This window comes from Jannaschia sp. W003, from assembly GCF_025144335.1.
Lineage (GTDB): Bacteria > Pseudomonadota > Alphaproteobacteria > Rhodobacterales > Rhodobacteraceae > Jannaschia.
In genome coordinates, this window is sequence record NZ_CP083539.1 from 2,365,697 (window position 1) to 2,378,461 (window position 12,765).

Sequence of the window (12,765 nt, forward strand, 5' to 3'; positions counted from 1 at the left end):
ACTAGCTCGCAACTAGCCCAACCGGAGCATCCATGCGCCTCGCCGTCATTCTCGCCGCCGCCCTCGGCCTCGCCACGCCCGCCGCGGCGGCCGACTTCAAGGTCGCCACCACCTTCACGGTGATCGCCGACATGGCCCGCAACGTCGCCGGCGACGCCGCCGAGGTTGTCTCGATCACCCGCCCCGGCGCCGAGGTCCACGGCTACCAGCCCACCCCCCGCGACATCCTCGGCGTGCGCGACGCGGACCTCGTCCTGTGGAACGGCCTGAACCTGGAGCTATGGTTCGAGCAGTTCTTCCGCAACCTTCGGGACGTGCCCCAAGCCGTTATTTCCGAAGGCATCGAGCCGCTCGCCATCACGGGGGGCACCTATGACGGCCTCCCCAACCCCCACGCCTGGATGGGTCTCGACAACGCGCTGGTGTACGTCGACAACATCGCCGCCGCGCTGGCCGAGCACGACCCCGACAACGCCGAGGCCTACCGTGCCAACGCCGAGACCTACAAGGCCGAGATCGCCGCCACCATCGGCCCCCTCCGCGACGCCATCCGCGCCCTGCCCGAGGAGGACCGTTGGCTCGTCACCTCCGAGGGCGCCTTCAGCTACCTCGCCCGAGACTACGGCCTGCGCGAGCTATTCCTCTGGCCCATCAACAGCGACGTGCAGGGCACCCCCCAGCAGGTCCGCGCAGTGATCGACGCCGTAAGATCGAACGATATCAAGGCGGTGTTCAGCGAGTCCACCATCTCGCCGGACGCCGCGATGCAGGTCGCGCGCGAGACCGAAGCCGAGTACGCGGGCGTCCTCTACGTCGACTCCCTGTCCGAGGCGGATGGCCCCGTGCCCACCTACCTCGACCTCCTGCGCGTCACCTCCGAGACCATCCTCGCGGGCCTCTCGCGATGAGCGAGGGCATCGACGCCCGCGGCCTCACGGTCACCTATCCCGGCGGCGTCACCGCGCTGCGCGACGCCACCTTCACCCTGCCCACCGGCACCATCGCCGGCCTCGTCGGCGTGAACGGCGCCGGAAAGTCTACGCTCTTCAAGGCGTTGATGGGCTTCCTTCCGGTGCGCGAGGGCTCCGTCACCATGCTCGGCCGCTCGGTCGCACAGGCGCTCAAGGAGAACCTCGTCGCCTACGTCCCCCAGGCTGAGGAGGTGGACTGGAGCTTTCCGGTCCTCGTCCGCGACGTGGTGATGATGGGCCGCCAGGGCCGCATGGGCCTCCTGCGCCGCCCTTCCGAGGCCGACCGCCGCGCCGTCGCAGCCGCCCTCGCCCGCGTCTCGATGACGGACTATGCGAGCCGCCAGATCGGCCAGCTCTCGGGCGGCCAGAAGAAGCGCGTCTTCCTCGCCCGCGCGCTCGCACAGGAGGGCCGGGTGATCCTGCTCGACGAGCCCTTCACCGGCGTCGACGTCAAGACCGAGGAGGCGATCGTCAAGCTTCTCAAGGAGATGCGCGACGAAGGTCGCGTGATGCTCGTCTCCACTCACAACCTCGGCTCGGTTCCCGAGTTCTGCGACCGCGTGGTGCTGGTGAAGGGCACCGTGCTCGCCGCCGGCCCCACCGACGAAGTGTTCACCGCCGCCAACCTCAAGCGCGCCTTCGGCGGCGTCCTGCGCCGCTACGACCTCGGCGGCGCCGACCTCCACGACGACGACGACGCCCGCCGCGTCACCGTGCTGACCGACGACGAGCGGCCCTTCGTGATCTACGGCGACCGCGATGAGTGACGCACCCGCGCGGCTTGAAGATCGGTCCGCAACACCTTGAACGTGCTTCTGGAACCCCTCGCCTACGACTATATGCGCAGCGCCGTCTGGGTGTCCGCGTTGGTGGGCGCGACCTGCGCGTTCCTGTCGGCCTTCCTGATGCTCCGCGGCTGGAGCCTGATCGGCGACGCCCTTTCGCACTCCGTGGTCCCCGGCGTGGCCGGCGCCTACATGCTCGGCCTGCCCTTCGCCCTCGGTGCCTTCATCTCGGGCGGCCTGGCCGCCGCGGCCATGCTACTCCTGACCGAGCGGTCCGGCCTCAAGGCCGACACCGTGATCGGCGTGATCTTCACCGGCTTCTTCGGCGTCGGCCTCTTCATGGCCTCGCTGTCCCCCGTGTCGGTGGACTTGCAAACCATCGTGCTGGGCAACATCCTCGCCATCACGCCGGGCGACCGCCTGCAGGTGGTGATCGTCTCCGCCATCACGCTGGCCATATTGTCGTGGCGCTGGAAGGACTTCCTAGCCGTGACCTTCGACCCCGGCCACGCCCGCGCCATCGGGCTGAACCCGCGCTTGTGGGACGCGCTGCTGTTCACCCTGCTCGCCGCCTCCACCGTGGCCGCGATGCAGACCGTGGGGGCGTTCCTCGTGGTCGCCCTCGTCGTCACGCCCGGCGCCACCGCCTACTTGCTGACCGACCGCTTCGGCCACCTCATCGTGATCGCCGTGGCGATGGGCGCGATCACCTGCGCCGTGGGTGCGTACCTGAGCTACTTCGTCGACGGCGCCACGGGCGGCGTCATCGTGGTGCTGCAGACGCTGGTCTTCGCGCTCGCCTTCGTGTTCGCGCCGGTCCACGGCCTGCTGGCGCGGAGCCGCTGATGGAGACGCTCGCGCTCCTCTGGCAGCTCCCGTTCCTGCGCGACGCCACCCTCGCCGCGCTGCTGGTCGCGCTTCCTTGCGCGCTCCTGTCGCCGTTCCTCGTGCTCAAGGGCTACAGCCTGATCGGCGACGCCATCTCCCATGCCGTGCTGCCCGGCGTGGCGCTGGCCTACATCCTCGGCCTGCCGCTGATCGCAGGCGCCTTCGCCGCGGGCATGGGCTCGGCCCTGCTGACCGGCTGGCTCGACCGCCACAGCCGGGTGAAGCGCGACACGCTGATGGGCGTGGTCTTCGCGGGCATGTTCGCCGCCGGATTGGTGCTGGTCGCCGCGACCCCGTCCGACATTCACCTCGAGCACATCCTGTTCGGCAACCTCCTCGGCGTCGAGCCGCACGAGCTCTGGACTGCCGGCGCCGTGGCCGCCTCCGTGTCGCTGGTGATCGGACTGCGCTGGCGCGACTACCTGCTCCACGCCTTCGACCTGATCCAGGCGCGCGCCGTCGGCCTGCGCGTGGGCTGGATGACGAACGCGCTTCTGGCGATGATCTCGGCCGCCGTCGTGGCCGCCCTTGGCGCCGTGGGGATCATCCTCGTGATCGCCCTGCTGATCACGCCCGGCGCCGTGGGCTTCCTCGTGACCCGCTCGTTCGGGGCGATGCTGCTGGCCTCGGTCGCCACGGCGCTCCTCTGCACCGTCGCGGGGCTGTGGCTGTCGGTCACCCTCGACTCGGCACCTGCGGCGACGATCGTGGTGGTGCTGACCGCGGCCTTCCTCGTCGCGCTCGCCTGGCGCTCGTTGCGCCGGCGCGCGCGGACCTGACGGAGGCCAAGTTGCGAGGCCTAAAAATACAGCATCAGAGGGCTCGTTCGAGACAATTCGGCCACTGCGCCATCGCGGGGACACAGTCCGCCCGGATTGGGTCAACATTCGAACAAATGAACCTCTTCCTTTCGTGCGAGTTTAAGGGGCGAGCACCTCGCATCGGAGCGATCCAATGACCCACACCAAGCCCACCCCGCAGATCCCGCCGCAGTCGCCCGTCAAGCGCAAGCCGCGGCCCTCGGTCCGCTTCACCGACTGGGCGTCGATCTGAGTGATGGCGTCCGGGCCCCGGCGGCTCGGTAGTTTGAAGCTCACGCCTCGTGCGACGGCGCACGCCGAGACGGGGCCACGTAGGGCTTCGTGACGTCGTGGAGCCGGAGGTCCAGGCAGTCGGCCTCGACCCGCACCACCCCGTCGCCGGCGAAGGTGAGAACTAGCGCGCCCGCGCCGTCCTCGCCCGCCTCCCACTCGAGCCCGAGCAGCGACAACACCGTGTCGCCGTCGCCGGGCACCACGCCCTGTCCCCGCACCCGGCGCACGTCGCTCGCCACCAGCAGCGCGCGCACCCGCTCCGGCTCCGCCGCGCGGTCCTCCCAGCGGAAGCGGTTCACCAGCATCGCGAAGCGCCGCTCCGACGCAAGCCAGCGCATCTCCGAGGCGGGCAGCACCGCATCCTGACACAGCGCGGAGATCACCCGCAGGTCGTCGGCATCCGCCGCCCAGAGCCGCAGGGGCCGGTCGGCCGCCCCATCCTCGAATCGCGCGTCCTCGGTCATCGCTCGTCGCCTTCCTGTTCGGTCCCGTCCGGATCGGTGTCGCCCTGCGCGCGGCCATGGGTGTTCGGCACGGTGCCGCGGGCCCGGGTCAGCGCCTTGCGCCGTCCCATGTTGGCCTTCAGCGCAGCCTTCAGCCGCGCCGCGCGGTCGCCGTCGTCCTTGCCGCCGCCCTTGCGCGCCACGTCGTTCCCCCACCGGATTGAATGTTCGCGCGACACCTAGGCACTCGGCCCGCGCCCGTCCAGCGAAGGGGTTGCACCCCCCCGCGCGACGGGCTACGCGGCGCCCGTGGCTGCCGTAGCTCAGGGGTAGAGCACTCCCTTGGTAAGGGAGAGGTCGAGAGTTCGAATCTCTCCGGCAGCACCACCACCCCCCGCCGATCATGGTTCAGAGCAGATCCGTCGGATCCTAGCGCGTCGCGTCGTGGTCGTAGAGCCAGCGGTAGCCGCGCAGCGGCAGCCCCGGCGCCGTGCGGTTCGCGAGGCGCAGAGCGGCGTGGGCGGCGAGACGGCGCGGACCGGCGAGGTGGTAGCGGCGCGCGTTCGCAGCGGCCGCCTCAAGCGCGCGTTCGACGCGCGGGCGCCGCCGCCGCTCCCACCCTTCGGGGTCGTCGAGCGAACGCGACAGCGTCCAGGCATCCTCCAAGGCGAGATTGGCCCCCTGCGCGAGGAACGGCAGCGTGGGGTGCGCGGCGTCTCCGATCAGCGTGACGTCGTCCCGGTGCCAGCGCGCCGTGGCGCCGTGGTCCATCAACCCCCAAAGATACACCGTGCCCACCCGCTGGAGCAGCGCGCGCACCGGCTCCGCGAAGCTGCGGAACGCGTGGCGGAGGTTCGCGGGATCGTCGCGCTGGCTCCAGCCTTCGGCGGCCCACGCGGCGCGCTCCTCCACGGCGACGACGTTCAGCGTCAGACCGTCGCGCAGGGGGTAGAGCACAATGTGCCGGCCGCGTCCCACGTGCACCTGCGCCTCGTGCGGCCACGGCATGGCGAGAGGGACCAACGCGCGCCACGCGACCTGCCCCGTGAAGCGCGGCGCGTGTTCCGGCGCGACGTGCGCGCGCGCGGCGCCGTGGACGCCGTCGGCCCCGACGATGCGCCCCGCGGCGGGGATCGGCCCGCGGTCGGTGACCAGCGCGCCGGGACGGATCGCCAGCACCCGGCGCCCGGCCGCCAGCCGGACGCCCGCCGCCGAGGCCGACGCCGCCAGCGCGCCTACGAGGTCGGCGCGGTGCACGAGGCGGAAACCGGGGCCAAGGGGCGCGCGCAGGAGCGTGCGGCCCGAGGGACCGTCGACGAGGTGCAGCGCCTCGGAGGCGATGTGGGGGACGTCGACGCCGAGCGCGTCGAGCACGCGGGCGCCGTTCGGGGCGATCTGGATGCCGGCGCCGACCTCGGCGAGTCGGGCCGCCTGCTCGACCACCCGTACCGGGCGGCCCTGCCGCGCCAGGGCAAGCGCGCAGGCCAGCCCAGCGATGCCGGCGCCGAGCACGGTGACGCCTCCGGCGTCGCCCTGCCCCGCGCCGGCGGATCTGCGGTCCGTCACTCGTCGCGGTGGACGCGCTCGCGGCGCTCGTGACGCTCCTGGGCCTCGAGGCTCATGGTGGCGATCGGCCGGGCGTCGAGACGCTTGAGGCTGATCGGGTCGCCGGTCACCTCGCAGTAGCCGTACTCGCCCTCGTCGATGCGGCGCAGGGCCGAGTCGATCTTGGAGATCAGCTTGCGCTGGCGGTCACGGGTGCGCAGCTCCAGCGCGCGGTCGGTCTCCTCGGACGCGCGGTCGGCCACGTCGGGGATGTTGCGGGCCGCGTCCTGGAGTCCTTCGATGGTCAGGGCCGTGTCGCCGAGAAGGTCCGCCTTCCACGCGAGGAGCTTCCGGCGGAAGTACTCGAGCTGCTGCTCGCTCATGAACGGCTCGCCTTCCGCGGGTTGGTAGTCGTTCGGCAGGAATGTCTCTACTTTCATGGTCGCGCTCCCTCGCCCGCCGACGGTGCCAGTTGATTCCAGCTTCTGCGTTCCGCCAACGGTTTACTGCCGCGCGATTACACGAGACGTTGCGGCTTGTCACGCGCCGCGCCGCCCTCGGTTGCGCCCCGGCGCGCGGCTGATACGGTGCCGCGCGCCGCCCCTTCCCCACCCGGATCCCGGAGATATCATGCGCTTCGAAGGCACCGACGCCTATGTCGCCACCGACGACCTCGCAGTCGCCGTCAACGCCGCGATCGCCCTCGAGCGGCCCTTGCTGGTCAAGGGCGAGCCGGGCACCGGTAAGACCGAGCTGGCGCGCCAAGTGGCCAGCGGCCTCGGCATGGACCTCATCGAGTGGGGCGTGAAGTCCACCACCCGCGCGCAGCAGGGCCTCTACGAGTACGACGCGGTGTCGCGCCTGCGCGACAGTCAACTGGGGGACGAGCGGGTCGCCGACGTCGGCAACTACATCCGCCGCGGCAAGCTCTGGCAGGCCTTCGACGCGGGCGAGCGCGTCGTGCTGCTGATCGACGAAGTGGACAAGGCCGACATCGAGTTCCCGAACGACCTCCTGCAGGAACTCGATCGCATGGAGTTCCATGTCTACGAGACCGGCGAGACCGTGCGCGCGCGCCACCGCCCCGTGGTCATCATCACCTCCAACAACGAGAAGGAGCTGCCCGACGCCTTCCTGCGCCGCTGCTTCTTCCACTACATCCGCTTTCCCGACCGCCCGACGCTGGAGCGGATCGTCGAGGTGCACCATCCCGGCATCAAGCGGGACCTGCTGGCCGAGGCGCTGACGCGCTTCTACGCGATCCGCGAGCAGGCGGGCGTGAAGAAGAAGCCCTCCACCTCCGAGGTGCTGGACTGGCTCAAGCTGCTCCTGGCCGAGGACCTGACGGCCGAGGATCTGCGCGCCGACGCGCGGCACGGCCTGCCGCACCTCCACGGCGCGCTGCTGAAGAACGAGCAGGACGTGGCGCTGTTCGAGCGGCTGGCCTTCATGGCCCGCGGCGGCGGACGCTGAGCCGCGGGGGCGCCGTCCCTGCACCCCCAAGGTAGTCCCGGCAGGACGAGGAGGACGACGTGAGCGAACCCGATCTGCTCTGCATCGGCTCGGTCCTGTGGGACGTGATCGGGCGTTCCAACGCGCACATGCGGGTCGGCTCGGACGTGCCGGGCCGCATCAGCCGCTTGCCCGGCGGCGTGGCGCTCAACATCGCCATGGCGGCGCGGGCCTACGGGATGCGCCCCGCGCTCCTGTCCGTGGTGGGCCGCGATCCCGCGGGCGACGACCTGGTGGGGGCGCTGGACCGGATGGGCCTCGTGACCTCCACCCTCTACCGCTCCGAGGACCTGCCCACGGACGTCTACATGGCCGTGGAGGGCGCCAACGGCCTGATCGCCGCCGTCGCCGACGCGCACAGCCTGGAGCGGGCGGGCGACAAGATCCTCGCGCCCCTGGATGCGCTGGGCTTCCGCGGCCCGATCGCGCTCGACGGCAACCTGACCGAGGACCTGCTGGGCCGCATCGCCGCCGACCCGCGCTTCCGCGCCGCCGACCTGCGCGTCGCGCCCGCCAGCCCCGGCAAGGCCGAGCGGCTCCTGCCGTTCCTCGAGCACCCGTCGGCCACGCTCTACGTGAACCTCGAGGAGGCGGGGCTTCTGCTGCACCGCGGGGCCGGCGATGCCGCCGAGGCCGCCGAGGCCTTGCGCGCCCGCGGCCTCCATCGCGCGGTGGTCACCGACGGCCCGCGCCTCGCCGCCTGCGCGGGGCCGGACGGCACGGTGTCGGAGCGTCCGCCGGCGGTGATGGTCACGCGCGTGACGGGCGCGGGCGATACCTTCATGGCGGCCCACGTCGCCGCGGAAGCCGAAGGCGCCAGCGCCGCCGAGGCGCTGTCGCGCGCGGTGCAGGCGGCGGCGACCTACGTGTCGGGGGACACCTACTGACCGCCGCGCCGGTCCTGCGGGTGGCGCGCCCCACAGCGGACATCGCGCGGCTCGTGCCGTTCTACCGCGACGGGCTGGGCTTCCGGGTGCTCGCCGAGTTCCGCGATCACGACGGCTTCGACGGCGCCGTGCTCGGCCATCCGCGCGCCCCGTGGCACCTCGAGTTCACCCGCCACCCGGACCATCCGCCCCTGCCGCCGAGCCCGGAGAACCTGCTCGTCTTCTACCTGCCCGACCCGGAGGCGCACCGTGCCGCCTGCGCGCGCATGGAGGCGGCGGGCCACGTGCCCGTCCCCGCGTCGAACCCCTACTGGGACCGCTCGGGCCGCACCTACGCCGATCCCGACGGCTGGCGCGTCGTGCTCGCCGCCCGCGCGTGGACTGGCTGAGGCCCGGCGGGTTGTCGCCCGTGCCTCGCGAACGTATGTGCTGCGCGACATGACGGATGCCCCCCATGCAACTTGGTGACGACACGCCTCCGCGCCCGCCGCGGACGAGCCCCTTCGCGCGCATCCGTAACAACTTCCTGACGGGCCTGATCGTGATCGCCCCGATCGGCCTGACCTTCTGGCTGATCTGGTCAGTGATCGGGTGGATCGACGGCTTCGTGCTGCCCTTCGTGCCGCGGCGCTACAACCCCGAGATCTGGCTGCTCGAGAACCTCGACGTGGACGTCGACATCCGCGGCATCGGAGTGGCGTTCTTCCTCGTGTTCACGGTGTTCGTCGGGACCTTGGCAAAGGGCTTCATCGGCCGCGCCATCCTGCGCTCGGCGGAGCAGCTCGTCTCCACGATGCCGGTGGTCCGCTCGATCTACGCGGGCATCAAGCAGATCGCCGAGACCATCCTCGCCCAGGACCAGCAGAGCTTCGAGAAGGCCTGCCTCGTCGAGTATCCGCGCCGCGGCATCTGGGCGATCGGCTTCATTTCCACCACCGCGAAGGGCGAGATCCGCGCCCGCGCCCAACAGCCGATGCTGTCGGTGTTCCTGCCCACCACGCCGAACCCCACCTCGGGCTTCCTCCTGTTCGTGCCCGAGGACGACGTGGTGATGCTGGACATGAGCGTCGAGGACGCGGCCAAGCTCGTGATCTCAGCCGGTCTCGTCTACCCGTCGAGCCAGACCAGCCTGCCCGACCTGCAGCCTCCCGCCGGGGGGGAACCGGGCCGCTAGAGGACGCCCGCGATCTTGCGCTTCGCGCTCTCGGGGTCCTCGCCGTAGCCGATCAGGTCGGCAAGTCGCCCTTCGTCGTCGAGGACGAAGACGCCGGTGTAATGATCCACCGTGTAGTCGCCCTCGCCCAAAGGGCGCCGGTTCCAGTAGACACGCCAGCTTCGGGCCATGTCGAACACCGCCTCCGGGGGGCCGGAGATGCCGGTCACGCGGTCCGACTGCGGCTCCAGGTAGTCGGCCAGCGCCTCGGGCGTGTCGCGCTCGGGGTCGACCGAGACGAAGAACGCCCGCACGTCGTCGGCGCCGAGGTCCGAGAGCCACGTCTCTATGTCGTAGACCGTGGTCGGGCAGATCTCGGGGCAGTGGGTGAAGCCGAAGAACAGGAGCGAAGGCTGGCCCTGAAAGGCGGCCTCGGTGATCGGCGCGCCCCGGTGGTCCACCAGCGTGAAGGGGGCGCCCAGCTCCGCCCCGGCGACGGAGGACGGATCCGTGGGCCCCACCGCCTGCCGCAACGCGACGCCTGCGCCGAGCGCCAGCGCAGCGACGGCGGCGCCCACGGCAAGGGTGACGGCGCGGGACGCCATCTCAGTGCCCCTCGCCGTGCATGGGGGCCATGACGTCTGCGAAGGCGGCCCGCACCTCCGCGAAGACGCGCACCGGCATCTCCACCACCCGCTCGCCAGCGTCGCGGAAGTGCAAGGTCACGGCGTGGACATCGCCCTCGCGCAGGCCGTCCTCCAGCCCCACGAGCATCAAATGCAGGCCGCCGGGCGCGAGCGCCACGGCCTCGCCGGCGGGCAACGGGATCTCGGGGATCGCATCCATCCGCATCACCCCGTCCGCCATCGTCATGGCATGAAGCTGGACCTCGGCGACCTCCGCCTCGGCCCCCAGCAGCACGTCGTCCCCCGGGCCGTCGTTGTGGATGACCATGTAGCCCCCGCCCACCGCGGCGGGCGCGGCGCGCAGCATGGCGTGGTCGATCCGCAGGTCCGCGGCGGCGGGCGTGGCGAGGAGTGCGAGGGCGGCGGCGAGACGGATCAAAGGAACCTCCGGATGTCGCCCCGCAGGTGGCATCCGCTGGAGCGGATGCCAAGGGCCGCCGCCTGCGACCTAGTTTCCGTAGGCCACCGACGGCAGCCAGGTGACCAGCCCGGGGAACACGAACACGATGGCCAATCCGATCAGCTGCAGGATCACGAACGGGATCACGCCGCGGTAGATGTGCGCCAGCGTCACCCCCGGCGGGCACACGCCCTTGAGGTAGAACAGCGCGAAGCCCACGGGCGGAGTCAGGAACGAGGTCTGCAGGGTCACGGCCACCAGTATCGCGAACCACACGACGCTCGGGTCGGCCACCTGCCCGAAGCCCGGCACGGCCAGCTCCAGCCCTTTGATGATGGGCAGCATCAGGGGCATGATGATGATCGTGATCTCGATCCAGTCGAGCAGGAAGCCGAGAAGGAACACGATCAAGAGGATGAACACGACGATGGCGTAGGGGTTGTCGAAAGCCGCGAGTACGTGGTGCTCCACGATCTCGTCGCCGCCGTAGGCGCGCAGCACGTAGGCGAAGAAGTTGGCGGCGAGGAAGATGCCTACGATGTAGCCCGAGGTGTTCAGCGTGGACCGCCCCACCTCCTTGAGCACCTTCCACGTGAGCCGCCGGTTCAGGATCGCCAGCAGCGTGGCGCCGAACGCGCCGAGGCCGGACGCCTCGGTCGGCGTGGCGATGCCCGCGAAGATCGAGCCGAGGACCAGCAGGATCAGGAACAGCGGCGGCACGACGGCCAGCGCCACGTCCTTGACCACGTCCCATCCCACCGCATCGGTCTGCGCGGGCGCGGGCATCGAGGCGGGCGAGACGAGGCCGTAAAGCACGATGAACACGATGTAGAGCGCGCCGAGGATCAGGCCGGGGAACAGCGCCCCCATGAACAGGTCGCCCAGCGAGATCGCGAGCTGGTCGGACATGATGACCAGCATGATCGACGGCGGGATCAGGATGCCAAGCGTACCCGCGCTCGCGATCGTGCCGGTGGCGATGGGCTTCGAGTAGTTCTGGTCCATCATCTGCGGCAGGGCCATGACGCCCAGCAGCGTGACCGAGGCGCCGATCACGCCGGTGGAGGCGGCGAGGATGATGCCGATAAGCAGGACCGTCAGCGACAGGCCGCCCTTCAGGCCGCCGAACAGGCGCTGCATCGACTGCATCATCCGCTGCGCCACGCCGGACTGGTCCAGCATCAGGCCCATGTAGATGAACATCGGCAGCGCCACGAGCACCGGGTTCTTGACGATGCCGCCGAAAATGCGGCCCGAGACCACGAGGAACTTGCGGTACTCCAGCCCGATGCGGTCGAACTCGATCACGTCGTCGAAGGCGCGGCGGTAGGGGTCGAGGAAGATCTCTCCGAGCAGCGCGAAGATCAGGCTCACGCCCACCAGCGCGAAGGCGACCGGGATGCCGCGGAACAGCATCCAGATAAAGGCCAGGAACATGGCCGCGACGGCCAGCTCATTGAGGGTGAGGACCTGGCCGATGGCCGAAAGAATGCCCATCAGACGGTCTCCGCCGCGTCATGGTCGCGCGACCTGTCGCGCAGAAGGTAGGCCACGCCGATGATGGCGAGGGTGACGAACAGGGCGAGGATCACGGTGTACTTGGCCTCCTGCCCCGGCAGCAGCTCGATCTCGTCGTAGAACGGATGGCGGCCGGCGGTGCGGGCGTTCTCGGCGTCGGCGAAGGCGAGGACGATGCCGAGCGCGGCGTACCAGATGGCGAGCTGCACCGCGTACCACACGGCGGGGAACGCGAAGAGCAGGCGCTTCCACCAGTGCGGCCAGGTGAGCCGCGACAGCATCCGCACGTAGGCCGACCACGTGGCGAAGGCGATCAGCAGGAAGCTGAGGTTCATGAAGACCTTGAGGAGGTAGAGGCGGTGCAGGCCGTTGGGGCTGTCCGACCCCTCGCGCGCGATCACCGAGGAGATGGCGTAGTCCAGCGTCACGTCCCAGCACATGATGATGAAGGGCAGGAACAGCCAGGCGAGGCCGAAGATGTCGGTGCGCCGCTGCTTGGCGGGCGCGAAGCCGTCGTAGAAGATGTCCACGCGCACGTGGGAGTTCGTCGTCACCGCGTAGGCCACGCCCACCAGCACCGCGGCGCCGTAGAGCCACCACTGCGCGTCGTCGAGCCACGCCTGGTTGTTGCCCATGCCCCGCAGGACGACCTGCGAGCAGATCGCGATCATCAGGATCGGGAACAGCCAGGCGAAGACGTTCGAGACGTGGATCACGAAGCGGTCGGCGCGCGTGTGCTCGGCCCGGCCGACCTCGCCGGGGTCGGAGATCGCGACGAGCGGCGTCTGGGGATGCGCGGGATCGGCGAGGACGGTCTCCTCGGGGGCGCCGTGTGACATGGGGGAACCTCCGGCGGAGCGCTGCGCCGCACGCGTGGGTGGGC

At 70.6% G+C, this 12,765-nt stretch carries 16 protein-coding genes and 1 tRNA gene; 9 read left to right on the plus strand and 8 right to left on the minus strand.

Features of this window, described 5'->3' with window-relative positions; all coding sequences use genetic code 11:
* Positions 1-32 precede the first annotated feature (32 nt).
* From K3554_RS11550 to K3554_RS11565, 4 genes are read left to right on the plus strand one after another with little or no spacing between them, the layout of a single operon-like run.
* Positions 33-908, plus strand: coding sequence for a metal ABC transporter substrate-binding protein (locus K3554_RS11550; RefSeq protein ID WP_259940386.1), 876 nt, complete (start codon positions 33-35; stop codon positions 906-908).
* Entirely contained in the window at positions 905-1,738 is an 834-nt protein-coding gene (locus K3554_RS11555) for a manganese/iron ABC transporter ATP-binding protein (RefSeq protein ID WP_259940389.1), read from the plus strand. The genes K3554_RS11550 and K3554_RS11555 overlap by 4 nt, the downstream gene beginning before the upstream one ends.
* 36 nt (positions 1,739-1,774) lie before the next feature.
* On the plus strand, positions 1,775-2,602 hold the full coding sequence (locus tag K3554_RS11560; RefSeq protein ID WP_259940392.1) for a metal ABC transporter permease: 828 nt from the start codon (positions 1,775-1,777) through the stop codon (positions 2,600-2,602).
* The gene (locus tag K3554_RS11565; RefSeq protein WP_259940394.1) at positions 2,602-3,423 is read left to right on the plus strand and encodes a metal ABC transporter permease; all 822 of its coding nucleotides are present in this window, start codon (positions 2,602-2,604) and stop codon (positions 3,421-3,423) included. Before K3554_RS11560 ends, K3554_RS11565 begins: the two co-directional genes overlap by 1 nt.
* A 314-nt stretch (positions 3,424-3,737) precedes the next feature.
* Here the strand turns inward: K3554_RS11565 and K3554_RS11570 are convergent, their stop codons facing one another.
* On the minus strand, positions 3,738-4,202 hold the full coding sequence (locus tag K3554_RS11570; protein ID WP_259940396.1) for a DUF2948 family protein: 465 nt from the start codon (positions 4,200-4,202) through the stop codon (positions 3,738-3,740).
* Complete coding sequence (locus K3554_RS11575) at positions 4,199-4,384, minus strand: hypothetical protein (protein ID WP_259940397.1); 186 nt, start codon at positions 4,382-4,384, stop codon at positions 4,199-4,201. The genes K3554_RS11570 and K3554_RS11575 overlap by 4 nt, the downstream gene beginning before the upstream one ends.
* Positions 4,385-4,493: 109 nt before the next feature.
* Here K3554_RS11575 and K3554_RS11580 point away from each other — a divergent pair.
* Positions 4,494-4,568 (plus strand) — tRNA-Thr (locus tag K3554_RS11580).
* A gap of 42 nt (positions 4,569-4,610) precedes the next feature.
* Here the strand turns inward: K3554_RS11580 and K3554_RS11585 are convergent.
* Both K3554_RS11585 and dksA read right to left on the minus strand, forming a co-directional pair.
* Positions 4,611-5,747, minus strand: a complete 1,137-nt coding sequence (locus K3554_RS11585; RefSeq protein WP_259940399.1) for an FAD-dependent monooxygenase — start codon at positions 5,745-5,747, stop codon at positions 4,611-4,613.
* Positions 5,744-6,166 carry an RNA polymerase-binding protein DksA gene (gene dksA, locus K3554_RS11590; protein ID WP_259940401.1) on the minus strand — a complete coding sequence of 141 codons (423 nt, stop codon included), beginning with the start codon at positions 6,164-6,166 and terminating at the stop codon, positions 5,744-5,746. Before dksA ends, K3554_RS11585 begins: the two co-directional genes overlap by 4 nt.
* Before the next feature lie 190 nt (positions 6,167-6,356).
* Here dksA and K3554_RS11595 point away from each other — a divergent pair, with 190 nt between their 5' ends.
* From K3554_RS11595 to K3554_RS11610, 4 genes are all read left to right on the plus strand, one after another.
* Positions 6,357-7,199, plus strand: coding sequence for a MoxR family ATPase (locus tag K3554_RS11595; RefSeq protein WP_259940403.1), 843 nt, complete (start codon positions 6,357-6,359; stop codon positions 7,197-7,199).
* A gap of 59 nt (positions 7,200-7,258) precedes the next feature.
* Complete coding sequence (locus K3554_RS11600) at positions 7,259-8,125, plus strand: PfkB family carbohydrate kinase (RefSeq protein WP_259940404.1); 867 nt, start codon at positions 7,259-7,261, stop codon at positions 8,123-8,125.
* A gap of 20 nt (positions 8,126-8,145) precedes the next feature.
* Positions 8,146-8,514 carry a VOC family protein gene (locus tag K3554_RS11605; RefSeq protein ID WP_259940406.1) on the plus strand — a complete coding sequence of 123 codons (369 nt, stop codon included), beginning with the start codon at positions 8,146-8,148 and terminating at the stop codon, positions 8,512-8,514.
* 65 nt (positions 8,515-8,579) lie between these two features.
* Complete coding sequence (locus K3554_RS11610) at positions 8,580-9,299, plus strand: DUF502 domain-containing protein (RefSeq protein ID WP_259940407.1); 720 nt, start codon at positions 8,580-8,582, stop codon at positions 9,297-9,299.
* Here K3554_RS11610 and K3554_RS11615 read toward each other — a convergent pair.
* The 4 genes from K3554_RS11615 to K3554_RS11630 all read right to left on the minus strand — a co-directional run bounded on the left by K3554_RS11615 (position 9,296) and on the right by K3554_RS11630 (position 12,721).
* Positions 9,296-9,883, minus strand: coding sequence for an SCO family protein (locus K3554_RS11615; RefSeq protein ID WP_259940409.1), 588 nt, complete (start codon positions 9,881-9,883; stop codon positions 9,296-9,298). The two genes, K3554_RS11610 and K3554_RS11615, sit on opposite strands and share 4 nt — an antisense overlap.
* A 1-nt stretch (position 9,884) precedes the next feature.
* On the minus strand, positions 9,885-10,343 hold the full coding sequence (locus K3554_RS11620) for a copper chaperone PCu(A)C (RefSeq protein WP_259940411.1): 459 nt from the start codon (positions 10,341-10,343) through the stop codon (positions 9,885-9,887).
* Positions 10,344-10,412: 69 nt separating this feature from the next.
* Complete coding sequence (locus K3554_RS11625) at positions 10,413-11,861, minus strand: TRAP transporter large permease subunit (RefSeq protein ID WP_259940413.1); 1,449 nt, start codon at positions 11,859-11,861, stop codon at positions 10,413-10,415.
* Positions 11,861-12,721 carry a TRAP transporter small permease subunit gene (locus K3554_RS11630; protein WP_259940414.1) on the minus strand — a complete coding sequence of 287 codons (861 nt, stop codon included), beginning with the start codon at positions 12,719-12,721 and terminating at the stop codon, positions 11,861-11,863. The genes K3554_RS11625 and K3554_RS11630 overlap by 1 nt, the downstream gene beginning before the upstream one ends.
* Positions 12,722-12,765: the final 44 nt, after the last annotated feature.